Source organism: Pseudoxanthomonas sp. LARHCG66 (genome assembly GCF_052871755.1).
On record NZ_JBIXJW010000005.1, the window covers coordinates 89561 to 113523 of the forward strand.

General features: G+C 62.7%; 25 protein-coding genes. 18 read left to right on the top strand and 7 right to left on the bottom strand.

The features are described 5' to 3' along the window. Positions 1-34: 34 nt before the first annotated feature. The 3 genes from ACIPRS_RS15295 to ACIPRS_RS15305 all read right to left on the bottom strand — a co-directional run bounded on the left by ACIPRS_RS15295 (position 35) and on the right by ACIPRS_RS15305 (position 4796). Complete coding sequence (locus ACIPRS_RS15295; RefSeq protein WP_446539165.1) at positions 35-1747, bottom strand: UvrD-helicase domain-containing protein; 1713 nt, start codon at positions 1745-1747, stop codon at positions 35-37. Positions 1748-1764: 17 nt separating this feature from the next. Next, on the bottom strand, positions 1765-3570 hold the full coding sequence (locus ACIPRS_RS15300) for an ATP-dependent nuclease (RefSeq protein WP_446539166.1): 1806 nt from the start codon (positions 3568-3570) through the stop codon (positions 1765-1767). A 140-nt stretch (positions 3571-3710) separates the two neighbouring features. Next, positions 3711-4796: a site-specific integrase gene (locus ACIPRS_RS15305; protein WP_446539167.1), complete on the bottom strand. Its 1086-nt coding sequence runs from the start codon at positions 4794-4796 to the stop codon at positions 3711-3713. A 102-nt stretch (positions 4797-4898) separates the two neighbouring features. Here ACIPRS_RS15305 and ACIPRS_RS15310 point away from each other — a divergent pair, with 102 nt between their 5' ends. From ACIPRS_RS15310 to ACIPRS_RS15365, 12 genes are all read left to right on the top strand, one after another. Then, positions 4899-5837, top strand: a complete 939-nt coding sequence (locus ACIPRS_RS15310) for a DNA-binding protein (protein ID WP_446539168.1) — start codon at positions 4899-4901, stop codon at positions 5835-5837. Between the two features lie 174 nt (positions 5838-6011). Next, positions 6012-6314 (top strand): His-Xaa-Ser system protein HxsD, encoded by a 303-nt coding sequence (hxsD, locus tag ACIPRS_RS15315; RefSeq protein ID WP_446539169.1) that lies wholly within the window; start codon positions 6012-6014, stop codon positions 6312-6314. Then, complete coding sequence (hxsB, locus tag ACIPRS_RS15320; RefSeq protein ID WP_446539170.1) at positions 6311-7807, top strand: His-Xaa-Ser system radical SAM maturase HxsB; 1497 nt, start codon at positions 6311-6313, stop codon at positions 7805-7807. The genes hxsD and hxsB overlap by 4 nt, the downstream gene beginning before the upstream one ends. Before the next feature lie 35 nt (positions 7808-7842). After that, positions 7843-8982 carry a His-Xaa-Ser system radical SAM maturase HxsC gene (gene hxsC / locus ACIPRS_RS15325; RefSeq protein ID WP_446539171.1) on the top strand — a complete coding sequence of 380 codons (1140 nt, stop codon included), beginning with the start codon at positions 7843-7845 and terminating at the stop codon, positions 8980-8982. Further along, positions 8982-9620: a His-Xaa-Ser repeat protein HxsA gene (gene hxsA / locus ACIPRS_RS15330; RefSeq protein ID WP_446539172.1), complete on the top strand. Its 639-nt coding sequence runs from the start codon at positions 8982-8984 to the stop codon at positions 9618-9620. The genes hxsC and hxsA overlap by 1 nt, the downstream gene beginning before the upstream one ends. After that, the gene (locus ACIPRS_RS15335; RefSeq protein WP_446539173.1) at positions 9617-10090 is read left to right on the top strand and encodes a hypothetical protein; all 474 of its coding nucleotides are present in this window, start codon (positions 9617-9619) and stop codon (positions 10088-10090) included. The genes hxsA and ACIPRS_RS15335 overlap by 4 nt, the downstream gene beginning before the upstream one ends. After that, positions 10087-10728, top strand: a complete 642-nt coding sequence (locus ACIPRS_RS15340) for a DUF6988 family protein (RefSeq protein WP_446539174.1) — start codon at positions 10087-10089, stop codon at positions 10726-10728. Before ACIPRS_RS15335 ends, ACIPRS_RS15340 begins: the two co-directional genes overlap by 4 nt. Before the next feature lie 125 nt (positions 10729-10853). Beyond that, positions 10854-12059 (top strand): SHOCT domain-containing protein, encoded by a 1206-nt coding sequence (locus tag ACIPRS_RS15345; RefSeq protein ID WP_446539286.1) that lies wholly within the window; start codon positions 10854-10856, stop codon positions 12057-12059. A gap of 111 nt (positions 12060-12170) precedes the next feature. Beyond that, positions 12171-12923, top strand: coding sequence for a hypothetical protein (locus ACIPRS_RS15350; protein WP_446539175.1), 753 nt, complete (start codon positions 12171-12173; stop codon positions 12921-12923). 158 nt (positions 12924-13081) lie between these two features. Next, a complete protein-coding gene (locus tag ACIPRS_RS15355) occupies positions 13082-13348 on the top strand; it encodes a BPSL0761 family protein (protein WP_446539287.1) in 267 nt (88 codons plus the stop codon). Between the two features lie 2 nt (positions 13349-13350). Beyond that, positions 13351-14106: an SseB family protein gene (locus ACIPRS_RS15360; RefSeq protein WP_446539176.1), complete on the top strand. Its 756-nt coding sequence runs from the start codon at positions 13351-13353 to the stop codon at positions 14104-14106. A gap of 18 nt (positions 14107-14124) precedes the next feature. Continuing rightward, the gene (locus ACIPRS_RS15365) at positions 14125-14283 is read left to right on the top strand and encodes a hypothetical protein (protein WP_446539177.1); all 159 of its coding nucleotides are present in this window, start codon (positions 14125-14127) and stop codon (positions 14281-14283) included. 250 nt (positions 14284-14533) lie between these two features. On the opposite strand, the gene ACIPRS_RS15370 is transcribed toward ACIPRS_RS15365, so the two are convergent. After that, on the bottom strand, positions 14534-15550 hold the full coding sequence (locus ACIPRS_RS15370; RefSeq protein ID WP_446539178.1) for a glucokinase: 1017 nt from the start codon (positions 15548-15550) through the stop codon (positions 14534-14536). Positions 15551-15692: 142 nt separating this feature from the next. On the opposite strand from ACIPRS_RS15370, the gene ACIPRS_RS15375 reads away from it, so the two are divergent. The 6 genes from ACIPRS_RS15375 (at position 15693) to ACIPRS_RS15400 (ending at position 22340) form a co-directional block, all read left to right on the top strand. Continuing rightward, positions 15693-16100 carry a CopL family metal-binding regulatory protein gene (locus tag ACIPRS_RS15375; protein WP_446539179.1) on the top strand — a complete coding sequence of 136 codons (408 nt, stop codon included), beginning with the start codon at positions 15693-15695 and terminating at the stop codon, positions 16098-16100. Positions 16101-16220: 120 nt separating this feature from the next. Beyond that, on the top strand, positions 16221-18023 hold the full coding sequence (locus ACIPRS_RS15380) for a copper resistance system multicopper oxidase (protein ID WP_446539180.1): 1803 nt from the start codon (positions 16221-16223) through the stop codon (positions 18021-18023). Beyond that, positions 17951-18931, top strand: coding sequence for a copper resistance protein B (locus ACIPRS_RS15385; RefSeq protein ID WP_446539181.1), 981 nt, complete (start codon positions 17951-17953; stop codon positions 18929-18931). Before ACIPRS_RS15380 ends, ACIPRS_RS15385 begins: the two co-directional genes overlap by 73 nt. An 11-nt stretch (positions 18932-18942) precedes the next feature. Beyond that, entirely contained in the window at positions 18943-19476 is a 534-nt protein-coding gene (locus ACIPRS_RS15390; protein WP_446539182.1) for a DUF411 domain-containing protein, read from the top strand. Positions 19477-19566: 90 nt separating this feature from the next. Continuing rightward, positions 19567-19962 carry a heavy metal-responsive transcriptional regulator gene (locus tag ACIPRS_RS15395; protein ID WP_446539183.1) on the top strand — a complete coding sequence of 132 codons (396 nt, stop codon included), beginning with the start codon at positions 19567-19569 and terminating at the stop codon, positions 19960-19962. Beyond that, positions 19959-22340, top strand: coding sequence for a heavy metal translocating P-type ATPase (locus tag ACIPRS_RS15400; protein ID WP_446539184.1), 2382 nt, complete (start codon positions 19959-19961; stop codon positions 22338-22340). The genes ACIPRS_RS15395 and ACIPRS_RS15400 overlap by 4 nt, the downstream gene beginning before the upstream one ends. A 50-nt stretch (positions 22341-22390) precedes the next feature. On the opposite strand, the gene ACIPRS_RS15405 is transcribed toward ACIPRS_RS15400, so the two are convergent. The 3 genes from ACIPRS_RS15405 to ACIPRS_RS15415 all read right to left on the bottom strand — a co-directional run bounded on the left by ACIPRS_RS15405 (position 22391) and on the right by ACIPRS_RS15415 (position 23953). Further along, positions 22391-22828: an excinuclease ATPase subunit gene (locus ACIPRS_RS15405; protein WP_337731996.1), complete on the bottom strand. Its 438-nt coding sequence runs from the start codon at positions 22826-22828 to the stop codon at positions 22391-22393. A gap of 121 nt (positions 22829-22949) precedes the next feature. Beyond that, entirely contained in the window at positions 22950-23444 is a 495-nt protein-coding gene (locus ACIPRS_RS15410; RefSeq protein WP_446539185.1) for a hypothetical protein, read from the bottom strand. 41 nt (positions 23445-23485) lie between these two features. Further along, positions 23486-23953: a hypothetical protein gene (locus ACIPRS_RS15415; protein ID WP_446539186.1), complete on the bottom strand. Its 468-nt coding sequence runs from the start codon at positions 23951-23953 to the stop codon at positions 23486-23488. Between the last annotated feature and the right edge of the window lie 10 nt (positions 23954-23963).

Consider the following 23963-nt stretch of genomic DNA (forward strand, 5'->3'; position numbering starts at 1 on the left):
CCGATAGGTAAGGCAAGGACTGTGTTCTCAACTGTCAGCCAGGTGGGAGTAGATGACAAGGATCTATTGAAGGAGTCATCACGGTTAAATTGGATCGCGCGCGTGTAGAGGCGACATGTAAGTTGAATCGCGTGGATCGCTCCGAGTCGGGTCCTCGTTGAACGAAGTAGCGTTGGAATGGTCCCTCAAACACGATGACCTCGTCGAACTCTTTTCCTTTGGCCTTGTGTATTGTCATCACCGATACGCCTTGGTGGGAGCGTCCTGTGGCCGAAAACTGATCCTCTACGACGGCTGCTCGCAGGAGCGACCTCGCGTCGACATAGGCACCGCGTGCCCGCCAGGCGTCGGCGAGGACTGCCTCAATCTGGGCGCCTCGGCGCAGCAATCGCATGTGCCGCGCTTCTTTCGCTGCGGATTGAAGTTCGGTTCTGTGGCTCGCTGCGATAGCAGCTCGCACTGCGCGCCAATCTGAGACTGGGTCGCCAGTAAGTTGGAGTTGTGCCACGTCCACTAATAGCTGGCGGACTCCTGGTCCAACGCCTGCTGCTCCGTAGCCCCTGTCGCCTAGTGTCCTGACTGCGGTCGCTAGGGTGCGCATCCGCCGGGACCTGGTGATCGCAGTAGTCGAAGCATTCTCACTGCGCCCGACCTCAAATGCCGCAAGTGCTTCCAGAACAGCGGCACCAAGTTCGATGTCGGAGGTTCTGGGTTCAAGTAGCAGCGCAATCAGCATACCGGCCAGCATCGGGCCCTCGGCCGAGACAACAATGTCGACGGGATACCTCGGAAGCCCGTGCTCTGCACCGTGCATGTAATCAAACACGGCTGCGGCTAGGGGATTCGACGGCACCAGAACGGCCAACGACCAGGTTTCCCTTCGCCTTAGTCGGTTTGCAGTTTCAAGCACCTTCTGCTTCAGAGGTCTGAGGCTGCGACCTGCGTAGCGAACCACAGAGACACCTGTGTAGGGCTGTTGGCGGAATGCCCCTTCGAGAATCCCATCCGCGAATGCAGTGATGTCCGTGCCAGCACTGCGATTGTTCTCGCTGAGGAAGTCGAACTCGGTCGGAGCAAATGCTTCAATGAAATCATTGAAGCGCCGAGGGCTCGCACCCTTGAAGTCGTAGATGCGCTGCTTTGGATCGCCCAGTGCAATAAGACGGCTGTGCTGGCCCAAGCGGGAGATCATTGCCCACTCTTGATCATTCGTGTCTTGGAATTCATCCACGATGATCGTCGGATAGGCATTGCCGAAGGCCTGAGCCAAAACGAGCGATTGTTCCAGCAACTCTGCTAGCAGAATGGGGAAAAGATCGAATGCAACCAATCCTTCCTCATCAAATAGCTGCCTCTGGCGCGCGGTGCGTGCATCGCCGGCGAGTCCCACAAGGCGTTCTCGTGCCTGGGCGGGAAGTAAAAGGGAAACTCCGGGTCTTGTGCCGAGCAAATACGCATGACTCTTCAGGACCGACCACGCGAAGCCATGGTAGGTGTTGATTTCGATGCGGCGCAGCTGATCTTTGGGAAGCGTCGCCGTAGCCTGCTCCGTGACGCGGGCAATCGTGGCACGAGCGAAGCTCAGGAATAGCGCCTTCCCCGAATTTCCTATGCGTCCGGTTGCGAGGTCTTCGCAGGCTTTGGCAAGTGCGATTGTTGTCTTGCCTGACCCAGCGCCGCCTCGAACTACGATGTGGCCATCCGTTCTAAGTAGGCGTTGTCGTTGTTCGCAGAGCACCAAAGGCATGGCGCTATGTCCCCTACTTAGATGATTGGAATAGGAAGAGGAGGCAATTGGGGCGGCGGGGGGGGAGCAGGGGGTGCCGGAGGCGGTTCAACCATCAGTCTTAGTTCGCCGAGAATTCTCATGATGGTTGCGGGAAGATGCCCAATCTCACATTGATCGAAGAAAAGAGTGAGGTAGTCATTGCCTTTCTTGTGTCGAAGAACCTCAAAGAAGGGGGCGGCATAGGCATCATCTGCTGAATTTGGCGGGGGCAGCACGTTGAACAGTGCTTGTGGCCACTCGCCCTGATCTACAAGCCATTGGACGAACTGTCTTTGCCTCGCGATTGGAACTTCTGCCCAGAGAAGATGCTCGAATCCTGGGTAAGGCTGTTCAAATGCTCGATCACTTGCGGCCTCGATAGCGGCCTTCGCCACGGGCTCTTGCTGGTCAAAGATCGTTGCCACGGTCTTGCCCAGACCGCGGAAGAATGTGGCAAACGGGGCAACGGCAGTATCCCCAACCGCGTCGAATGGAACCCAGCCAAGCGAGTCAAGACGCTTGTGCGCAGCGGGCGCGATTTCAGCGGCACGACGTGATACTGCACTGTATGCAACGAACTCAGTCTTTCCTTCGACCACAAGAACTCTTCGTGCGAGAAGCGCTTCACAGAAGCGCGTGCGGAAGCCATCTCGGAAGATTTTGAGTTTGAGATTAGGCGGCAGCAACACGGGCGTGGCGGACATGTGCCCAGCAGCGTCCCTACGTACAACCGTCATTTGTTCGGGCTTGAACTGCTCGATGACATATGGGGAGTGGGACGTGAACAAAGCTTGAGACGCGAGGCCTCGCACTTTGTCGACCACTCGCTGCTGGACGTGCGGTGGAAGCGAAAGCTCAGGCTCTTCCATTGCGAAGATCACGCGACCTGCTCGACGTTGAGCAATCAATCCCAACATGGCCAGCACCAGCGCGTTGATCGTTCCCGAACCTTGGTGCTGAAAGGGTGCCGCGTAGCCGGGCACACCTGTGGCAAGGAAGGATTTCAAGACGCGTCGGAGGTCCTCGCGTGTGAGTTCCGAAACCCGGAGATGCGGAGCATCCGCCCACTCGCCCGGAACGATCTCCCGCATTGCATCCCGAATGGCGGTCAGGATCTGGCCAAACTCGGGGTCCTGTTCCCCGACCACATCAAGCACGCGCAAGCGATCCAGGAGTCCTTCCCACATCCGCGTCCTAACCTCGTAGGTCCGCAGGATTACATCGAGCAAAGAACCCCGTTCCATCGACAGCGCACGGCTTCCAGTGCGAAGCGCGCGAAGATGGAGGAACCCAAACTCCCTCTTGTCCGAGGACCGGCATTCGCTTGTAGGAACATCGTCAACATTTCGAGGAACGGCAAACCATGTCTTGGCGGTGAATTCGTCGGCTTCCTGGTCGTATTCGCCTTCGAACCTGATCCGGACCGCTGGCTCCACCCCGGGCTGTGCTGCCTGAGCTGCACCGCCAGGTCCGATCAGCACGCCATCGCTTTCGCGCCAAAACTCCAGATTGTTCCGGAAACGCCCGCAATGCTGTGCGTCGAGCCCTGCGATGACTACTTCGACAACAATCTTCGGTGCTGGGTGCTCCTCGTCACCCCGGTAGGCACCGCCGAAGAAATCGTGTTCATCAATGACCTGGCTTCTGGCTAGCCTGTCTGCGCCGATGGCGAGCTCAATGGCTTCGAAGACCGTCGACTTTCCGGTGTTGTTGTCGCCAAGCAGGACCGTGGTCCCGGCAAAGCGTAGGTCGGCCAGTCGAATGCCACGGAAGTTTTCAATGTGAACGCGAGCAACGCGCATGGCTTCTCCCAAACCGAGACGCTGAACGAAACTTAGGGCACTTTCCTCGAACAGCGGAGGATAGGGCGTAAGGTCGCATCTTTCGTCTCCACAGCAAAATGACGGCAAGTAACGCACAGCGCTTTGCGCACTGGCGATTCTTAGTCTTCGAGAAGGCGAGCGGCTGGATTTGCCGTAGCTCCGCCTGTTTGAAAATACCCGATCACGCTCGACACCGCCCGGTGCTCGGTCAACTGCATGATTGCTGGCAGCGACACGCCTTGGCGACTGGCCTCGGTAACGAATCCCGAACGCAGGCTATGGCCGCCAAAATCCCCTTCCAGCCCCGCCAAGCACGCACGGCGTTGCACGATCTCGCCGACGGCGGCAGGGGACAGGGCAGGGCCCACGCGATGCTTCCATAGCCGCCGGAAGATGGCCCCATCGGTGATGCCCGACGCTTCCAGCCAGTCCTGTAGCGCCAACGCAGCCCGATCGAGCACGGGCTTGTCGGGCGTCGAAGTGGCCGTAACGCCCGCCTGCTGGGTCTTGCTGTGCTCGAGCCGGTAGATATAGCCCTGGTCGCCGATCCGGCGCAGATCGCGCATGTCCGCCGCGGCGATTTCGCTGCGGCGACGGCCGCCACTGGCGAACCCAAAGCAGAGCAGGGCACGGTCACGCACGCCTTCCAGGCTGTCGTCACACGTGGCCAGCATGGCTTCCAGCTCGGGTAGGGTGATGGCGGTCTTCTTGCGCGGTCGTTCGCCGCGTTTGACGGCCGCTCGGGCGGCGCGGCTGAGCACGGTGCGGATCGCCGGTTGCTCGCAGGGGTTAGTGACCTGCTTGAGCCGGTGCGCCGTGGACAGCACCGCGACCCGATGCCGCACGGTCGATAAGGTCCAAGGGCCAAGCTTGGCTTTCAGGCCAGCTGCGACCAGCGCCTGGTCGACCGCCGGCGGCAGCTCCCACGCCAACTCGCCCTCGGTCGAACGGCGCTGCACGTGGTCGACCACAAACTGCAGCACCACGGCCTCCGGAACCGGCAGCGTCAATTCGACGCCATAGCGTGCCACGTGCCAGCCGGCCCAATAGCGCAGGGCGCTGGTGTAGCTACGGGTGGTGTTTTCGGCGGCCGCCTCGGCGAGGAGTTCGCGCACCGCATCCGCTGCCTGCTGCGCCAGTTGGGCAGGTAGGGCCATGCCGGAGGCAGTCTGGGCGAGGGTCGGAATTGTGGAATTATATTTCATAGTATGTATGATTTACTACGAATCGGACACGATAGCCACGATAATCATCACTTATCGTTAGTACAACACGAAACCTCACCGATTCGAAGTAGGAGACTCACGATGGCCCGCGGCATCACCGAAACCGACGTGCACACCGCTGCCGATGAATTGGTCGTCGCCGGAGAACGGCCCACCGTTGATCGCATCCGCGCGCACCTGGGCACCGGCTCGCCCAACACGGTCACGCGTTGGCTGGAGACGTGGTGGCGAGGGCTGGCGCCGCGTCTGCTTGCTCATAGCGCCCAGCAGGCGATACCGGAGTTGCCAGCACCGGTCAGTCGGCTGGCGCAGCAGCTCTGGGAGCAGGCGGTGGGCATTGCCCGAAACGACGCCGAACAGGCCGTGGTGCAGGACCGGCTTCAGTTGGATGCGCAGCGCCGTGACCTAGAGAGCCGGGAAGGGGAGCGGCAGGCGCAGCTACGCGACGCGGCAGCCGCCGCAGACCAAGCGAGCCAGGCACTGGCGGCCACCGAGCAGCGTCTGGCTGACCTGCAGCGGGCGAACGATCTGCAGCAGGAGCAGATCCGCGACCTGAGCGGGCAACGCGCGAGCCTGGAGGCACGCAGTGCGCGTTTGGAGGCTGACCTCCACGCCGCCCAACAGCGCGCAACACAGCGCGAGGAAAGTCTGATCGCCGAACGCGATGCCCAAGCCCAGCACCTGCGGGCGCTGGAGGACCGGGCGCATGGCGAGATAGATCGCGCTCGCCAGGAAACCAAGGAAGTGCGCAGCCAGCTGGCAGCCCTGCAACGCAGTAGCGAGGCCCTTCGACAGGAGCGAGAGGACGCCCAGGCCGCCACGGCGGCCGCGCAACGCGAGGCCGGGGTGCAGCGCGGCCGGGCCGACACGCTAGAGCAGCAGTTGGCAGGGCTTGGCGAGTTGCCTGCGGCTTTGCAGGCCACGTTGGCGCAGCTGCAGGCGCCCAAGCCGCGTCTACGCAAAGCGAACGCACCGCCCACGGCCAAAGCAGGCCATGGGCGACGCAAAAGCTCGTCTTAGCATTGCTCGAGGCTAATGGCGGCCTTCCAATTGCTGTCGCTTAGCCATACTGGCGGAGCTGACCTACACGCATTTACTAGCGGATTATCGGACCGGTCTTGTCTGGGCCCGTAGGACTTGAATTGGCCTGATCAGCGGCGCAGCATGCATCTAGGGGCACACGGGGGTGGGGCCATGGATAGCATCGAGCTTGAACTCGACGCGCTGTTTTTCGATGAGGACGTTATTGCGCGGACGGCATACCGGTACTCCGGCGACTTCTACGTGCTCGTAAAGAGCGCCGGCGCGAATCACGTGGTTACATTAAGACCGCGCACGTCTGACGTTGATATGGCCGACTTGGCAGCACGGTTCCAGACCGACGCCTGTGATGACCGTTTGCGCGCCCAAGTGGCACTGCAGACCGGCGATCTGCAGCGCCTGCTTATGCGCGCTGCGCTGGAAAGTGCCGAACCCAAAGGTGATGGCCGACTGTGAAGTTCCAGCCAGCCTCTGCATTCGTTGGCGTACCTGCGTCCTACCAGTTGCTGCCGCTGCGCTTTCGTCGGCTCCCTTGGGATTCAGCACGCGTTCTTGTTAGCTCGGCGGCCGGCGACTGGTTGACTTGTCGCCATGAGGAACTGGCCTCGTTGTTGAAAGGCGAGCTACCCGTCGATTCGGCCTTGATGCAGGACCTGCAGGCGCGCCACATCGTGGCCGGGCCGCTGGATTCCCTTACCTTGGCGCCCTTGCTCTCGCAACTGCGCACGCGCAAGGGTTACCTAGACGGCGGCCCCGCATTGCATATCGTGGTGGTGTCGTTGCGATGCCATCATTCATGTAGCTACTGCCAGGTCTCACGCCAAGACACGCAGCAGCGTCAGTTCGATATGCGTGAGGCGCACAACGAAAAACTGGTGGAGCGCCTGTTCCAGTGGCCCTCGCCGACATTAACGATCGAGTTCCAAGGCGGCGAGCCCTTACTACACTTTGAGCAAGTCAAAGCGCTGACCGAATTGATCCAAGCACGTAATCGAACGGAAGGAAGGGCACTTCGCTTCGTCATTGCCTCTACGCTTCATGGCGTCACTGACACGCAGCTGGACTTCTTCGGACTGCATCATTTCGAGCTCTCAACCTCACTCGACGGCCCCGCCTGGCTGCATAACGCTAATCGTCCGATACCTTCGCGCGATAGCTATGAGCGCACGGTTGCCGGCATTGGACGCGCGCGCCAGGTCCTCGGCCACGACAGCGTGTCCGCGCTGACCACATTGACCGCAAAAAGCCTGACCGCCCCAGAGGCCATCGTTGAAGAGTATCGCCTCCAGGGATTTCACAGCATTTCGCTGCGCCCCCTGAGTCCCTATGGCTTTGCGAGAAAGACCGCCCATCGCATCGGATACACCATGCGTGACTTCCTGGTGTTCTACCGCAAAGCACTGGACGCGATTATCCAGCTGAACGCAGACGGCTATGCGCTTGAAGAAACGCACGCCAGCCTGCTGCTGACCCAGCTACTGACTCCCTTCAGCCATGGCTACGTAGATCTTCGCTCACCGATGGGCGCGGGCGTGGGTGCGGTGGTCTATGACTACGATGGACGGGTCTACCCTTCGGATGAGGCCCGCATGCTCGCTGCCCAAGGGGAAGACAGGTTCTGCCTGGGTACCCTGGATCAATCCGTGCATGAGTGGTTGAGCTCACCGGCCATGCAAGAACTGCAGGCCGGGGGCGTGGCCGAGGCGCTGCCAGGCTGCTCCGATTGTGCGTACGTCCCGCTGTGCGGCGCCGATCCGGTAGACCACTTCGCGCGCCAAGGTGATGTCATCGGACATCGGCCTAGCTCAGATTTCTGCACCAAGCAGATGGGCTTGTTCGACCTGTTGCTGGAACGCATGGAGAAGGCAAGTTCTACCGAGCGGCGCATCCTGGAAGGCTGGGCGATCGGGGCCAGACAGATCGCCCCTGTTCTTGAGCCCGTGCACTGATGCGCCCCCAGCACGCCAAGGCGGAGTTCCATGGCATGGAACACGGTCACTTCAAAGTGGCCGACCTGAAGGAGTTTGCGGGCGCAGCCTATCCGCTGGAGCACATGTTGCTGGATGTGCGCAGGTTGAGCCTGCGTGAGACGGATACGCTATTCAGTCTGCCCTGGGCGGGCTTTCTGGTGGACCGCGCCGACCAAGCGCCCGCGGGTCGACCTTGGTTGCGCTACGAGGCGGAAGAAAACTGGGCATCGCCAGGCGATGTGCTAGAACTCCAGCCTTCGTCCGGGCGTGTCGCACTGCGCTATCGCCGCGGCGACAACGGAAACGTGCTGTTTGCGACCGAACAGTGCAACAGCTATTGCTTGATGTGCTCTCAGCCACCGCGCGCAGTGGATGACTTTTGGAGGGTCGAACAACTCCATGCCTTGATTGAACTGATCGACAAAGATGAGGCATCGATCGCCATTAGTGGAGGCGAGCCTATGCTTCTGGGAGAAGGGCTGGTTGATGTGATTGCGCATTGCCACGCCGCGCTGCCCCAGACACACGTCCATGTCCTGTCGAACGGGCGATTAGCGGGGGAGGGCACGTATGCCGCACGATTCACCGGCTTGCACGAATCGCTGACCTGGGGCATTCCTCTCTACGGAGATACTTCGACGCTGCATGACTACATCGTCCAGCGCCAGGGGGCTCTCGCTCAAACACTGCGTGGGTTGTACGCCCTTGAGCAGGCCAAGCAGCGGATCGAGATACGTGTTGTGCTCGTCAAGGACGTGGTGCATCGCCTTGAGGCGATCGCGCGCTACATCTATCGCAACCTGCCATTTGTGGAACATGTTGCACTCATGGGTATGGAGCCCATCGGCTTTGCCAAGGCTCATCGGGAAGCGCTCTGGATGGATCCCATGGACATGACCGATGCGTTGGACGGAGCCGTAGACTTTCTGAGCTCGCGCAACATTGCCGTCTCGCTCTACAACTTGCCGCTTTGTACACTGCCGCCACGCCTATGGCCCTTCTCGCGACAAAGCATTTCGCATTGGAAACAGGACTACCGCCCTGAATGCGCGCCTTGTCAGGTTCGTGATCGATGCGGTGGGTTCTTTTCTTGGGTGACGCCGGACTGGTTGAGCCGCGGCGTCGCACCGATTGATCAACGGGAGCTAGCCTGATGAGCAAGACCCTTGCAGTCGCAACCGCTATTATCAATGGCGCAAGCCCCCTAGGCGGCTTGGCTGATCAGGGCTGGCAGGCCAGTGGCCTTACGGAGTTGGCCCTCAACGAGAGCAGGTTCACGACGACGCTGACCGCGCCGCTGAATCACGAGCAGTTCAATATGTACGCGCGTCACCGCTCACATAGCTCACACCGCTCGCATAGCTCTCACCGGTCACACAGTTCACACTACTCGGGCAGTGGCGGGTCATACCGAGCGCCAACCTACACACCGCCGCCTCCACCGCCACCGGTTACGTATCAACCGGCTCCACGGTCTTCGTACAACGACGGCAGCACCACGTCCTCGGCATCAAGCTCCGGCTCGAACTCACAACCTCTGACGCTCGAGCCGGTCCAGCGATCCAAGCAGAATCTCACTCCTCGCCCCAGCTCCGACCAGCTGCAGCTCATGATCATGCGCGTGCAAGCCGCCCTCTACGCGCGTGGTTATGACCCGGGCGCCATAGATGGGGTGATGGGGATGCAGACAAAGGCCGCCTTAGCTTCTTTTCAAGCAGCCCACGGCCTGCCGGCAACGGGGACCATGACCACGCCCACGTTGAACGCCTTGGGAGTCGCCCTTTCGCCATGATTCGAGCTTCGTACGTCGAAGTTCTTCTGGTGGCAGTGCTGACAGCCACGCTGGCTGCATGTGGCGGATCGGGAGGGGGAGGGCGCTACTCGGAACCGCGCGACGATACTGAGTTGTACTCGGAAGACGCTGGCGACGCTGCTCGGCAATCTGTCTATGACGACTACGGCGCAGACAGTGATGGAACCTCTGCCGATGCGACGCGGGTAGATGCCTATGACGTAGAAGACAGCGGGAACTATGTTTGCACTCAAGACTGCTCTGGCCACGAGGCAGGATTCGCCTGGGCCCAGGAGAACGACTTGAGTGATGGCTCCGACTGTGGCGGCAACTCCCAATCATTTATAGAAGGATGCGAAGCGTTCGTAGAGGATCGTCAGCAATTGGCCGATGAAACTGCCCAAGCTGAGGCTGAGCGTGCCGCTGAAGATGCGCAGTACGCTGACGAACCGGACTGGGAAGAGGAATGAACACAATCGAAGATCTCACGATTGATGTCGATAGGGCGCATGAGTTGTTCGAAATACTTGAGCGGATGATCGATCACCCTTTCTATGATGATTCCGAAAGACTCGGATTGAGCGTCGTATTGGCCGACGCGTCCCTTGATTTCGCCTTCTCCGTCAGATTGCTATGCGTCAGTGGTCAGTTGCTCGGGGCAAGCACCTGCCTGCGTTCCCAGTTCGAAGCACTGACAAGAAGTGTGTGGGCCTTCCATTGCGCCACCGACAATCAAGTGGCACGGCTCAACCAAGCCGATCTGTCGATGGAGACGCAACAGGGAGCAAAGAATGTCCCACAGGCCAGTGAGATGCTGAGCGAATTGGAAAATCGACCCCACCTTTTGGGTGTGACTTCGGCACTGAGAGAATTCAGAGACTGCGCTTGGCAGCCACTCAATTCTTTTGTGCACTCCGGGATTCACGCCATACATCGAACCCGATTCGGGTCTCCGCCCAAACTGATCGAGCAGACGTTTAGGATTTCAAATGGCTTCTGCTATCTGGCCTACAACCACTTGGGGATACTGACCGGTGTACCTGGCATCCAGAAAGAGATTATGGCCGCTAGCGCCTGCTTCTCAAGCGTGCTTCCCGACCCCGTTTAGATTAGGAGACAACCTCACGCAGCACTTCTGGGCCCGCCCCACGCGTGACATTCCGACGAACGTGGAAAAGAAGCTATCCGTGTTGACAGTCGCAGCTATGAGAAGGAGATTTCTTGGTGAGTGCAATGAAGTTCGCTGTAATGGTCGGCGCCTTGTCAATGTCTTTCACTTGTGTAGCCCAAGATAAAGCGCAATTGAGAGAGCAAGCGAAGACTTTGGCGGAACAACTTCGTCGAGTGGGAGAGCCGATGGATAGGTGCTCTCTCGGTGTCCGATTGGTAGATGGCGCCATCATCACTCACGTTTCCAACGGAGCACAGCTGAAGCTGGGAGATCGCCTACTGGCGATTAACCATTCCGATGTATCCGGGCAGCCCGCGGATTTCGTTGTCGGCGTACTCAGGAGTATTCAGCCTGGCGCATCTGTTGAGATAAAGGTAGCACGCCAATCTGCTCAGGAATCGGTCACGGCGATCTGCGAAAACTCGAGGCCGGTGATCGAAACCATACTCGCTGGGCTGGACGCAGCCACACGTGGCAAGTTCGATGAGTGTGCGAGCGCATTCGGACGACGTAACGACTTGGGTGCGTTTGGAGCAGGTATGCGTGTCCAATGTGCAGCGCTAACCAAGAATCCGAATCAGCTTAGTCTCGCCAACATGGGCTACGACGCGCTCAAGGAGGCTATTGCCGAGGCTCATTGGGCACCTAGCGCGCGTCCGGGAGTAGTAGCAGGACTTCGACAAGCCGAGGGTATGATTTCTGGTCAGCTTGGAGAGAAACGCTTCCGGGAGCTCGTTGATGCGACCAAACAGTGGCCGGAAGGAGAGCAGATGTATGACCACTCCGAGCCTGACATGGGCTTGTTTCGCCAAGCGGCTGAACAAGCTGTTCGTTCAAGGCTGATAGACCCCGATTCGGCTCGTATCGAATGGCCATTCGGCTTTCTGAGCGGAAGCTGGAAGCCACCGTTCCAGAAGAGAATTGATGGCTACTGGACGTGTGGATTGGTGAATGCAAAGAATCGGATGGGGGGCTACACGGGAAGGACGTCTTTCGTCGCAGTCGTGAGTCCCAGCGGAATCGTGCAGTATGTTGAGTTAGGTACTGGTCGCGATTTTGACTTGCTATCGTCCCAGTGCGCCAACTCGATCAAGCTTCTACCGCCGGCACCACCAAATTTAACTGCAAGCCCGCGAAGTGCGAGCGGCGGCAGCTCCATTGCCGATGATCTGAAGAAGTTGGTGGAACTGAAGGAAAGTGGTGCGCTGACCGAAGCCGAATTCCAGGCGGCTAAGCAACGGTTGTTGACCGCACCGAGCCAGCCTTAATCGCCAAGCACAGTCCGCGCAAAGATACGGCGTGCCGGCTCAACGCCGCGGGCTGCGAGTTCCGTGCAGAGATTTTGAATGCCAGACAGGGAAGGAGGAGTGGGGAAGGGTATGACTGACGAGCGAACTCCGATTTCACTAAGCTCTTTGGCGAAATTCATCGCCATGTTGTCCGCGCCGTATGGTTTTTCCATCGCGGCGTTCTACTTGTTCGCCTTTTGGAGCAAGGTCGGCATCAATCCCTATCAACATGCCAGTGCAGCTGAGCTGTTAGGTACGGCGATAGGAAGCCTGACATTGCTTGGCGCCTTCTCAGTGATTGGCGTCATCATTGGGCTATGGCTTGGCCAGCAGACACCCGACTTGGGAGAGAAATCGCTTAAGTACTTACCGTATCTATTTGGTGCGAGCTTGATTGTGGCCATTGGGTTCTGGATCTGTCTGCTGCTGAAAGGCAATCCATTGCACTGGATTCTGCTCGGCTTGGGCCTGAACTTTTTAACGGTCTTCGTCCTTGCCCAGAGTGCATGGCTTAAACAGTGGCTACCAGAGCCAAGCTTGGTCCTTGTGTTCGCACTGCTGCTGGCCTACATACCGTGCGCTGTCACTTACTACGGCAAGAGCGAAGTCAGCACGCTCACCAGCTTGGAAAAAGGGCTGCACGTCGATCTCTCACTGAGCGAGATCGGTGCTGACGTTCCAGCGCCCGCACTGTATGTGGGGCAGTTAGGAAGCACGAACGTTCTTTACAGCCCTCAAGCTCGGCTCACCACACTGGTACCCAAAGATCGGCGAATCGCATACCGCATTCCGGAGACTGCGCAGGTCGAGCAGGCAACATCTTCGAAGCCGGCGACACCCTAGCGCCGGCTCTCTACATAAGGAATGTTATGCGAAGTAAGATATTGATTTTACTACATATTTATACCGAAAGCAACTGACCCAAGCCCTTACATCCACAGCGCCAGCGGAAATCTGTAAGCTAAGTATTCCTTAGTACAAATCCAGGCATCCGCGTGACCATGCCCGCCGAACGCACACGCAACGTGCTGCAGGCCGGTGCGTTCCTGAGAGAACTCGCCGCCAGCAAGGCCGTGCCCAAATCGATTCGGGAAGAGGCGTATCGACTGCTGCGGCACTATCCGACGGTCAGCGATATCGAGGCCATTGCCCAGCACGAAGAACGGCTGCGGGAGCTGACCCAGTCAGCGTTCGTACGCCCCTACCTGAGCAGCCAGATTGAGCCGGACTGGTTCCGCGGCTACCCACTCGGCCCCCATCGGATCTGACCATGAAGCAACCGATCAGGCTGCGCGGAAGAGGGGCCATGGCTGCGGAAGCAGCCCTGGAGGCTTCGTTTGAACGGGCCCGTGACAGTGCGCCCGAGGAACTGGCATTCTTCAAGAGGCTGATGGATGCGATCGTGTACGTGCATGCACCCGTCTCGGACGACGCGCGGACACCGCGGCTGGTCCAGTTCCGCCATCCTGACGGTTTCGATGCGATCCCGTTCTTTACCTCGCTCGGGAAGGCGGAGGCGGCCAGCTCGGCTGCCGTCAAGATTCTGGGCGTGTCAGGCCGTGAGCTGCTGAGCGGTACGCGCGGTGCGACCTTGATGCTCAATCCCAACGACGGTGGCGTTGTCCTGTATCCGGAGGAGATCGCGACATGGTTGGATAGGGGCTTTCTGGCCAGGGTGGAACGGCTGGCGGCGGTAGAGTTCGCGGTGAGACCTGCCCAGGGCGCGCCGGATTGGCTCGCGCCGGCCATCAGCCGCAGCCTCGAGCACGCCAACTTTGTCTCGTCGGCCTATCTCCTGGAAACTCACGCGGGTGCCGAACAGCCGCCGGGGTTGTTGATCTGGCTGGTGGTCGACCTGGCTTTCGCCGAGCGGGCCGCTCGTCTGGTGACCACCGCTGTACAGCCCTTATGCTCCGATTTGGACGTCATCATCGACGTGGCGGTCCACGACGTATCGCAGCCCTTGCCGGCGGGCCTGGATGATCCGCGGATCTTGCCAATTTTCACGAGAATCAAGCCAACCTGAGCGCAATTCATCGGTCCCATGACCCCCGAAGAAAAGCTACTAGCATTGCTTCCGGAATTGACCGAGGAAGAGAAGGATCGGCGAACCCGCGAGGGTTTGGCCGATGTCGATGCCGGTCGGACGATCCCGCACGCGGAACTGCTGCAATGGGTCAAGCGGCTGTCACAGCCTTCTTGAGGGTTCCCGTTGGCCGAGCAGCGTGGAAACTGGGGCACGCAAAGCGCGTTAGCGTGATTTCTGGGGAAACACGACTGCGGCCGTTGAAACTGGGGACATCAGAGTGCGGCTAATGGGGAGGGTTGGCGCGGGCGTTGGGGACAATCAGGTGCGCTCAACACCAGCCCAGCAGGCGCATCCACCAGCCCAACTCGGCCCATAGGCTATTTCGCATAATGCCTATTATGTCAAAGACAACGCGCAGAGCCCATCAGATATCCGAGCGGTTCTGCCTATACCAAGCCACAGCCCCAAGCAGCCCCAGCTGCCCATGCTCCACCCGCCATACCGGCACCCGTTCCAGCTGCTCGGTCATCACGCCCTTGTTGAGGTACCGCTGCAGGAAGCGCCCGTCGTGCAGGAACTGCGGAATGTGCGCGGTCACGCCGCCTGCCAGATACACGACCCGGGCACCGAAGATGATCGCCAGATCGCCGACCACGCTGCCCAGCCACCCACAGAACGTCTCCAGCGTTTCCCTTGCCAACGCATCCGATTCCGCGGCCGCGACCAGCGCGCCGGCATCCGCATGCACCGGCGTCGCGTCGCGGAGTTCGCACAGGCACCGGTACAGATTCATCAGGCCAGGCCCAGACAGCACGTGCTCGTTGTGCAGGTACGGACGGTCCCTTAACAGCCTGCGCACGATGTCCAGCTCCAGCGCGTTGCCGGCCGCCAGCGACGCCTGGCCGACTTCCGTCGGCAACACCCGTGGCGGCTGGCCTTCGATCCAGACCGCAGCCCCCAGCCCGGTGCCCGGGCCGATCACCAGCGCCGGCGACGACGTTCCAGATGCCATCAGCGGTGTCAGCGGCGACAGCGTGTCCGGCGCGAGCGTCGGCACCGCATTGGCCACGGCTTCGAAATCGTTGATCAGCTGCACCCAGGCCAGGCCGGCACCCACGCGCGTCTGTTCCACCGACACCGCCCACGGCAGGTTCGAATTGATCAGACGGTCGCCCTCCAGCACACCGGCGATGGCCACGACCGCGCCATGGCACGGCGTGCCGGCCGCATAGTCGTGCAGGATGGAGGCGAGATCCGGATGCTCAGCGCAGGCGTAGCGACGGTAATCGTGGATGTCGTTGCTGCCGTCGGCGTCGATCCAGCCGAGGCGGGCATACGTGCCGCCCACGTCGGCGACGATGATGCGTGCACGCGAAACATCCTGCGGTTGTGCTGCGGGAACGCCTGTCGGCACCTTGTCCATCGTTACCGTGCCTGCCATGCGGATGCCACGCTGCCCAATGCCTGAATTGCGCGACAAGGATAACGTGTCGTTGCCCGATCGTGGCGCGGGCCGACCGGGGACGGCGCGCAGCTCACCCTACGGAAAGGTACGTGCACGGGTCATGACGTATCATGCGGGTATGTCCCGGTTCGCCCCCCTGCTCCGTGCCCTGCTCTGCCTGGCGTTGCTGCTCAACGGCACGGCGTACGCGCATGCCGCCACGCGCATGGCGATGGGCGACGTGCCGGCCGCCGTCCAGGCTGCCGAGGACAAGGACACGCCACCGTGCCACGAGGGCATGGACATGGCGATGCCGGTGGACGGCGACGCTTCTTCCGGTCACCACGACGCCGACGCCGGCCTGCCCGAATGCTGCAAGGCAGGGAGCTGCGACGGCTTCTGTGCCCAGCACGCGCCTGCACTGACCTGGCTGACCCCGCTCGGGGCACTCCCGTATCCGCAGGCAGAAGCTCCCGCCTACCGTGCCGATGCCCACGCATCCGTACGCCTGTCGCACCGTCACCGACCTCCCATCCTGGCGGCCTGACGCCGCATTCCCGCGGCTTTCCGCAGGGCCGGTGGCGCGTGTCGCGCGCCGGATCCACGACCACGACGGACGCCACCGCCACAGCGGTCGGTCGCGCCGACGATGCACAGGATGCTTGCAATGAATCACGATGAATCCACACCGGGACGCCTGGGCGCGTTCCGACCCACACGCCGCCAGTTCGTCACCGGCCTGGCGACCGGCAGCGTCGCGCTGGGCCTCGGCCTGGCGCGCATGCCCGCCTCGGCCGGCACGCCCGCACGTCGCGGCGGTGCGGCGCTCGTCACCGGTACCGACTTCGCGCTGAGCATCGGCGCGATGCCGGTCGACATCACCGGCCGCATGCGGCCCGCGATCACCGTCAACAACAGCCTGCCCGCCCCCACGCTGCGCTGGCGCGAAGGCGACACGGTCACCGTGCGCGTCAGCAACCGCCTGCGCGACATGACCTCGATCCACTGGCACGGCATCCTGCTGCCGTCGAACATGGACGGCGTGCCGGGCCTGAGCTTCAACGGCATCGCGCCGGGCGAAACGTTCCAGTACCGCTTCCAGCTGAAGCAGTCCGGCACCTACTGGTACCACAGCCATTCGCTGTTCCAGGAACAGGCCGGCCTGTACGGCGCGTTGATCATCGACCCGCGCGATCCGCCGCCCTACCACCACGACCGCGAACACGTCGTGCTGCTCTCGGACTGGACGGACCTGGATCCGGCTGCCCTGTACCGGCGCATGAAGAAGATGCCGGAGCACGACAACTACTACCAGCGCACGCTGGTGGACTTCGTGCGCGACGCGAAGCGCGACGGACTGGCGGAGACGGTCGAGGATCGCGGCATGTGGGGGCGCATGCGGATGACGCCCACCGACATCTCCGACATCAACGCGCACACCTATACCTATCTGTTGAATGGTGCGGCGCCTGCCGGCAACTGGACCGGCCTGTTCAAGCCGGGCGAGAAGGTACTGCTGCGCTTCATCAACGGCAGCGCGATGACCTACTTCGATATCCGCATCCCGGGCCTGAAGATGACCGTCGTCGCTGCCGACGGCCAGTACATCCATCCGGTGAGCGTGGACGAGTTCCGCATCGCGGTGGCGGAAACGTTCGATGTGATCGTCGAACCGACGGGCCAGGACGCCTTCACCATCTTCGCGCAGGACATGGGCCGCACCGGCCATGCACGCGGCACGCTGGCCGTCCGCGACGGGCTGGAGGCGCCGATTCCGTCCCGCGATCCGCGCCCCCTGCTGACCATGGCCGACATGGGCCACGACATGGGCGGCCATGGCACGCAGAAAGGCATGGAAGGCGGATGCGGCGCGATGATGGGAGAAGGCGGCTGCGGCGCGAACATGGGCGCGATGGACCACAGCGCACACGGCGCAACGTCGAACGCGCCGAATCATCCCGCCAGCGAAGCGGGCAACCCGCTGGTCGACATGCAGTCCTCCGCAAGCGAACCGAAACTCGACGATCCCGGCATCGGCCTGCGCGACAACGGACGCCAGGTGCTGATCTACGGCGCGATGCGCAGCCTCTTCGACGATCCGGATGGCCGTGACCCGGGCCGCACCGTGGAACTGCATCTCACCGGCCACATGGAGAAGTTCGCCTGGTCGTTCGACGGCATCCCGTTCGCCAGCGCCGACCCGTTGCGACTCAAGTACGGCGAGCGCATGCGCATCGTGCTGGTCAACGACACGATGATGCAGCACCCCATCCACCTGCACGGCGTCTGGAGCGACCTGGAGGATGCGGACGGCGCATTCCAGCTGCGCAAGCACACCATCGACATGCCGCCCGGCACGCGGCGCAGCTATCGCGTCCGCGCCGATGCGCTGGGACGGTGGGCCTTCCACTGCCACCTGCTGTACCACATGGAAGCCGGGATGATGCGCGAAGTGAGGATCGAGGCATGAAGACCTTCCTCATCCCTGCCCCGCTCCGCCTCGCCTCCTTCGTTGCCGTCATGCTGGGCGTGGCGGCGCCTGCCATGGCGCAGCATCACGACCATTCACAGCCTGCGACGCAGGAGACACCGAAGCAGGACGACCACGCGCATCACGATCACGGCGCCATGTCCCAGGCAGCATCGGCGGCGATCACCGCTGCGCCGCGCGAACCGATTCCCGCGATCACTGCGGACGACATGGCCGCAGCGTTTCCGGCCATCGACCACCACGCCATGCAGCATGCGCCGGCGTTCAACCACAAGGTGACCTTCAACCGGCTGGAAGCCTGGGATGCGGACGAAGGCACCGGCCAGGCCTGGGAAGGCAGCGCGTGGTTCGGCACCGATACCGACCGCCTGTGGCTGCGCAGCGAGGGCGAGCGCATGGGAGGCCACACCGAGAGTGCCGATCTGGAAGTGCTGTACGGCCGCAGCGTCTCGCCGTGGTGGGACGTGGTGGCCGGCGTGAAGCACGACTTCAAGCCCGGCGATGCACGCAGCTGGGCAGCGTTCGGCGTGCAGGGCATGGCACCGTACCGTTTCGAGGTGTCGGCCACGGCCTATGTCGGTGAGGGCGGCCAGGTCGCCGCAAACCTCGAGGCCGAATACACGCTGCGCATCACCAACCGCCTGATCCTGCAGCCGCTGGTGGAAGTGGACATCGCAGCGAAGGATGATCCCGATTACGGCGTCGGACGCGGCATCTCCGGCATCGAAGCGGGTCTGCGCCTGCGCTACGAAGTGACGCGCCGTTTCGCGCCCTACATCGGCGTGGTGCACGAACGCGCCGTGGGCGACACCGCCGATCTGCGCCGCGCCGAGGACGAAGCCACGCGCGATACCCGCGTCGTCGCGGGCGTCCGGGTCTGGTTCTGATGGAGGACTTCATGAATTACCGCACGCCCCTGCCCCGCCTCGCCTCCATCCTGCTGCTCGCCACCACCCTCGCCGCCTGCACGCAGGCGGTGCCGGCGCCGGTGGACAGCGCCCTCGCGGCGACGGCTGCGCCAGCAACGCAGCAGAAGACCGCGGTGGCCGCGATGCCGAAGATCATCGTCCATCGCGATGCCTACTGCGGCTGCTGCCATCTGTGGGTCGAACACCTGCGCAAGGAACGCTTCGACGTGGACGACCGTGTGGAGGACGCCATGAGTCCGGTGAAGGAACGACTGGGCATCGTGCCAGAGCATGCGTCCTGCCACACCGCCGACATCGAGGGCTATGTGGTCGAGGGCCATGTGCCGGCATCGGACGTCCGGCGCCTGCTGCGCGAGAAGCCGGCCATCCGTGGCCTCGTGCTGCCCGGCATGCCGATGGGCTCGCCGGGGATGGAGGTGGAAGGCGTCGACGCACCGGCCTACACCGTGCTGGCACTGCACCGCGACGGCAGCACCACGCCCTACGCCACGCATTCGCCATGAACCGAGGGGGACGGCATGGACGCCGCCCCACCCCTTGACTCTGGAGCGTACTCCAGGGTGCAGACTGCAGGCACTTCGAGGAGTTCCCGCATGAACATCGGACAATTGTCCCGCCGCACCGGCGTCCCCATCGACACCGTGCGCTACTACGAAAAGCAGTGCTTGCTGCCCCCTCCCACGCGCAGTGCCAGCGGCTACCGGCATTACGAAGCGGACGATGTGCTGCGGCTGAATTTCATCCGCCGCGCGAAGGCGCTCGGCTTCACGCTCGAGGAGATCCGCGAACTGCTGGCCCTCAGCAGCGCCCACGACGGCGACATGGCGGCCATCCGTTCCGCCGCCACCGACAAGCTGGTCGAAGTGGAACAACGTCTGGCGGAGCTGACGCGCGTGCGTGACGGGTTGCGCCAGTTGGTCGATGCATGTCCGGGGCATGGCGCGCTGGACCAGTGCCCGATCCTCACGGCGCTGGGAGGCGAGGCATGAGCCCCGCACCGCACACGCATGACCACCCTCCGGCGGAACACGCGGCGAAACACGCGTGCTGCAGCGGCCATACCACGGCGCGCGCCAACGACGACACGCACGCCACCGATCCGGTCTGCGGCATGAAGGTCGATCCGCTCACCACCTCGCACCATGCGGAGCATGCAGGCCAGGCCTACCATTTCTGTTCCGCGGGTTGCCGCACGAAGTTCGTCGCCGATCCCGAACGCTATCTGCATCCGGCCACTGATGCCGCGCCGGTACCTGCGGGCACGCAGTACACCTGCCCCATGCATCCGGAGATCGTGCAGGACGGCCCGGGCACGTGTCCGCTCTGTGGCATGGCGCTGGAACCCATGCTGCCCTCGCTGGACGAGGAAGAGAATCCGGAGTTGACCGATTTCCGGCGGCGCTTCTGGTGGACGCTGCCCTTCAGCACGGCCACGCTGCTGCTGGCCATGGGCGGCATGTACCTGGACGTCATCCCGCCCACCGTGCGCACCTGGCTGGAATTCGCGCTCAGCACGCCGGTCGTGCTGTGGGCCGCCTGGCCGTTCTTCCAGCGCTGGGCGCAATCGATCCGGCATCGCAGCCCCAACATGTGGACGCTGATCGGTACCGGCGTGGCCGCAGCCTACGGTTACAGCGTGGTCGCCGTGCTGGCGCCGCAGCTGTTCCCGCCCTCGTTCCGCGACCATGGCCACGTCGGTGTCTACTTCGAAGCGGCGGCGGTGATCGTGTCGCTCACCCTGCTCGGCCAGTTGCTGGAACTGAAGGCGCGTTCGCAGACCTCCGCCGCAATACGCGCCCTGCTGGGCCTCGCGCCGAAGACCGCACGCCGCCTGCGCGACGATGGCGATGAGGAAGACATCGACCTCTCGCACGTGCACGTCGGTGACCGGCTGCGCGTGCGGCCGGGCGAGAAGGTCCCGGTGGATGGCGTGGTGCTGGAAGGCCGCACGCACATCGACGAATCCATGCTGACCGGCGAACCGATGCCGGTGGAGCGTGTGCCGGGCGACCGCGTGATCGGCGCCACCCTCAACGGTGCGGGCAGCCTGGTGATACGTGCCGAAAAGGTCGGCAGCGACAGCGTGCTTGCCCAGATCGTGCAGCTGGTCGCGCAGGCGCAGCGCACCCGCGCACCCATGCAGCGGCTGGCAGACCGGGTGTCGTTCTGGTTCGTGCTCGCCGTGCTCGCTGCCGCACTGGCGACGTTGCTGGGCTGGGGTCTGTTCGGCCCGGATCCGTCATGGACGTACGGTGTCCTCAACGCCGTATCGGTGCTGATCATCGCCTGCCCCTGTGCATTGGGGCTGGCCACGCCGATGTCGGTGATGGTGGCCAGCGGGCGTGCGGCACAGGCCGGCGTGCTGTTCCGCGACGCGGAGGCCATCGAAACCCTGCGCAAGGTCGACACCCTGATCGTGGACAAGACCGGCACCCTGACGGAAGGCCGTCCCGCCTTCCAGGCAGTGCATGCGCTGGCCCCGTTCGACGAGAACGCGGCGCTGCGGCTGGCTGCCAGCCTGGATGCCGGCAGCGAGCATCCGTTGGCGCAGGCCGTGGTGCAGGAAGCGCGCCAGCGTGGGCTGGCGCTCGCGTCCGCGCAGGATTTCGAATCCAGCAGCGGCATCGGTGTCCGCGGCATGGTCGACGGCCATCGCGTCGCTTTCGGCAATGCCGTGCTGATGCAGGAAGAAGGCGTATCCCTCGATGCCCTGCGGGAACATGCCGATCGCCTCCGCGAGGAAGGCGGCAGCGTGATGTTCCTCGCGGTCGATGGCGCGCCCGCCGGCAGCATCGCGGTGGCCGATCCCATCAAGGCCAGTACGCCGGACGCCCTGCGCGCCTTGCGTGACGGCGGGCTCCGCATCGTCATGGCCACCGGCGATGGCGAGCGCACCGCGCGGGCGGTCGCCGCGCGCCTCGGTATCGACGAAGTCCACGGTGACGTGCGTCCTGCCGACAAGGCCGCACTGGTGGCGCGTCTGAAGCAGGAGGGCCGCCACGTGGCGATGGCCGGGGATGGCATCAACGATGCGCCTGCCCTCGCGGCAGCGGATGTCGGCATCGCGATGGGCACGGGCACGGACGTGGCGATGTCCAGCGCGCAGGTGACGCTGGTGAAGGGCGACCTGCGCGGCATCGCACGCGCCAAGGCGCTGTCGGAAGCGACGGTACGCAACATGCGGCAGAACCTGGCCTTCGCTTTCGCCTACAACGCATTGGGCGTACCGGTCGCCGCCGGCCTGCTGGGCCTGTTCGGCGGCCCGCTGCTGTCGCCGATGCTGGCGGCACTGGCGATGAGCCTGAGCTCGGCGTCGGTGGTCGGCAATGCACTGCGGCTGCGCCGTGTCCGGCTTCCCGTCGACTGAAACGCACACGGCCACCTGCGGGTGGCCGTGCCGTCACCGGTACCGCGCGTTTACTTGACGGTGACGTAGGTGCCCTTCAAGGCAACGCCGCTCATGATGTTGCCCGCGTAGCACTCGTAGTTGGTAGCGCTGCGGAACTCGTTCTTCTTGAAATAGCTGGTGATGTTGATCACGGCATTCGCCCCGCGATCCTTGGCGCCTTCCTGCAGCGCCTTGAGTGCGGACAGCGCCACCCAGTTGCAGGACTCCACGTCCGATTTGCCCACGCCGTTGGTCTTCTTGTTGGTGACGTCCTCGCCCATCCGCGTCACCACCGCCGGTGTCTTCTCGCCGGCCAGGAAGAAACGCACGCTGCCGTCGATGCCCGCCGCCTTCGCCTGTGGCGAGTCGATCAGTTCGCGCAACGGAAGCTCGAGGCGGGTGTCGGCAGCGAATGCCTGCGGCACGGCCAGCAAGGTCAGCAGGGATGCAGTCAGAAGTCGTTTCATGGTCAGGCTCCTTCGGGGGAAAGGGTGGCGGGGCCACCGTGATGGTCAAGCATGCCGAGGCGGGCGTGGGGAGGCCGTGCAGGCCTGCCGAACGCAGCACCGCCAGTCGTGGCGCATCTCGTCACTGGATCGGTGGCACCTCTTCCTCGGGCCCGGTCTCGATCCCGGCCTGCTCGTCTGCGAACAGGATCCGGAAATCGCCGCGGCGCAGCCATGCCGCCGTGTCGGCCGCCAGCGCATCGCTGATCTTGCTCAACGACGAGCAGCCACCCCGGAACAGCGTCATCGTCTGCCGGTAGGGCTGGTACTGCCCTATCAGCTTGCCGTCCTGGAACAGTTCCGCTCGGATCATCGCCCACTTGGGACCGGAGAACCCGCCACCGTCGGCACTGCGCATGTTCATGATGCGGATGCGCAGGGTGCGGCCCGGTAGCGCCTCGATATCCTGGTCTGTCAGTTCCACCAGGCCACGCGAGTAATCGACCAGATGCGCGGGAAGCTCGGCCGTCCAGTCGCATTGCTTCATGAACTCCGGATACCCGGCATAGCCATCGCGCAGTGCGATCCTGGGACTGGTGCGGATCACGTCGTCGGCCACCGCGGATAGTGCGGGCATGGCCAGGCACAGTGCGAAGAGCAGGCGCCATGGACTGCGGATCACGGCGTGGCCACCGGCGCGGCGTCCGCGGCAGCGTCCACCCCATCCTGCTGGTGGAATACCGGGGAGTTCTGGATGTCGAGCGCAAGGTTGCGGATCCAGCGGTTGTAGTTTCCATGGATCCGCGGCGCACCGCGCTTGATCTCGTAGTTCATCTCCCTGCTGGAGACGTACTCGATCTTGAAGCCGTTGGCGTCGTAGCGCACCGCCACCACGACCTCATGCGTGCGTGGCGCGTAACGCAACGTCACCCGGCCGGGTTCACTGTCCACGACGGCCCAGCCACGTGTCTTGCCCGCGTGGATGATGGCCGCCTTGATGCGTGCCGCACTCGGCGGAATGCCGGTGGTGGACTCCACCCGCTCGTACGCCGGCACGACCATCGGATCCTGCTTGCCGGCCATCGCCGGCAGGCTGACGGCTGACAGCACGAGCGCCAACAGCAACGAAACGGAACGCTTCTTCATCTATCCCCCT

Excerpts from the sequence above, each read along its gene's own strand:
- ACIPRS_RS15295 (WP_446539165.1), bottom strand. The coding sequence starts at position 1,747 with ATGCCTTTGGTGCTCTGCGAACAACGACAACGCCTACTTAGAACGGAT.
- ACIPRS_RS15300 (WP_446539166.1), bottom strand. The coding sequence starts at position 3,570 with ATGCGCGTTGCTCGCGTTCACATTGAAAACTTCCGTGGCATTCGACTG.
- ACIPRS_RS15305 (WP_446539167.1), bottom strand. The coding sequence starts at position 4,796 with ATGAAATATAATTCCACAATTCCGACCCTCGCCCAGACTGCCTCCGGC.
- ACIPRS_RS15310 (WP_446539168.1), top strand. The coding sequence starts at position 4,899 with ATGGCCCGCGGCATCACCGAAACCGACGTGCACACCGCTGCCGATGAA.
- hxsD (WP_446539169.1), top strand. The coding sequence starts at position 6,012 with ATGGATAGCATCGAGCTTGAACTCGACGCGCTGTTTTTCGATGAGGAC.
- hxsC (WP_446539171.1), top strand. The coding sequence starts at position 7,843 with ATGGAACACGGTCACTTCAAAGTGGCCGACCTGAAGGAGTTTGCGGGC.
- hxsA (WP_446539172.1), top strand. The coding sequence starts at position 8,982 with ATGAGCAAGACCCTTGCAGTCGCAACCGCTATTATCAATGGCGCAAGC.
- ACIPRS_RS15335 (WP_446539173.1), top strand. The coding sequence starts at position 9,617 with ATGATTCGAGCTTCGTACGTCGAAGTTCTTCTGGTGGCAGTGCTGACA.
- ACIPRS_RS15340 (WP_446539174.1), top strand. The coding sequence starts at position 10,087 with ATGAACACAATCGAAGATCTCACGATTGATGTCGATAGGGCGCATGAG.
- ACIPRS_RS15345 (WP_446539286.1), top strand. The coding sequence starts at position 10,854 with ATGAAGTTCGCTGTAATGGTCGGCGCCTTGTCAATGTCTTTCACTTGT.
- ACIPRS_RS15350 (WP_446539175.1), top strand. The coding sequence starts at position 12,171 with ATGACTGACGAGCGAACTCCGATTTCACTAAGCTCTTTGGCGAAATTC.
- ACIPRS_RS15355 (WP_446539287.1), top strand. The coding sequence starts at position 13,082 with ATGCCCGCCGAACGCACACGCAACGTGCTGCAGGCCGGTGCGTTCCTG.
- ACIPRS_RS15360 (WP_446539176.1), top strand. The coding sequence starts at position 13,351 with ATGAAGCAACCGATCAGGCTGCGCGGAAGAGGGGCCATGGCTGCGGAA.
- ACIPRS_RS15365 (WP_446539177.1), top strand. The coding sequence starts at position 14,125 with ATGACCCCCGAAGAAAAGCTACTAGCATTGCTTCCGGAATTGACCGAG.
- ACIPRS_RS15370 (WP_446539178.1), bottom strand. The coding sequence starts at position 15,550 with ATGGCAGGCACGGTAACGATGGACAAGGTGCCGACAGGCGTTCCCGCA.
- ACIPRS_RS15375 (WP_446539179.1), top strand. The coding sequence starts at position 15,693 with ATGTCCCGGTTCGCCCCCCTGCTCCGTGCCCTGCTCTGCCTGGCGTTG.
- ACIPRS_RS15380 (WP_446539180.1), top strand. The coding sequence starts at position 16,221 with ATGAATCACGATGAATCCACACCGGGACGCCTGGGCGCGTTCCGACCC.
- ACIPRS_RS15390 (WP_446539182.1), top strand. The coding sequence starts at position 18,943 with ATGAATTACCGCACGCCCCTGCCCCGCCTCGCCTCCATCCTGCTGCTC.
- ACIPRS_RS15395 (WP_446539183.1), top strand. The coding sequence starts at position 19,567 with ATGAACATCGGACAATTGTCCCGCCGCACCGGCGTCCCCATCGACACC.
- ACIPRS_RS15400 (WP_446539184.1), top strand. The coding sequence starts at position 19,959 with ATGAGCCCCGCACCGCACACGCATGACCACCCTCCGGCGGAACACGCG.
- ACIPRS_RS15405 (WP_337731996.1), bottom strand. The coding sequence starts at position 22,828 with ATGAAACGACTTCTGACTGCATCCCTGCTGACCTTGCTGGCCGTGCCG.
- ACIPRS_RS15410 (WP_446539185.1), bottom strand. The coding sequence starts at position 23,444 with ATGCCCGCACTATCCGCGGTGGCCGACGACGTGATCCGCACCAGTCCC.
- ACIPRS_RS15415 (WP_446539186.1), bottom strand. The coding sequence starts at position 23,953 with ATGAAGAAGCGTTCCGTTTCGTTGCTGTTGGCGCTCGTGCTGTCAGCC.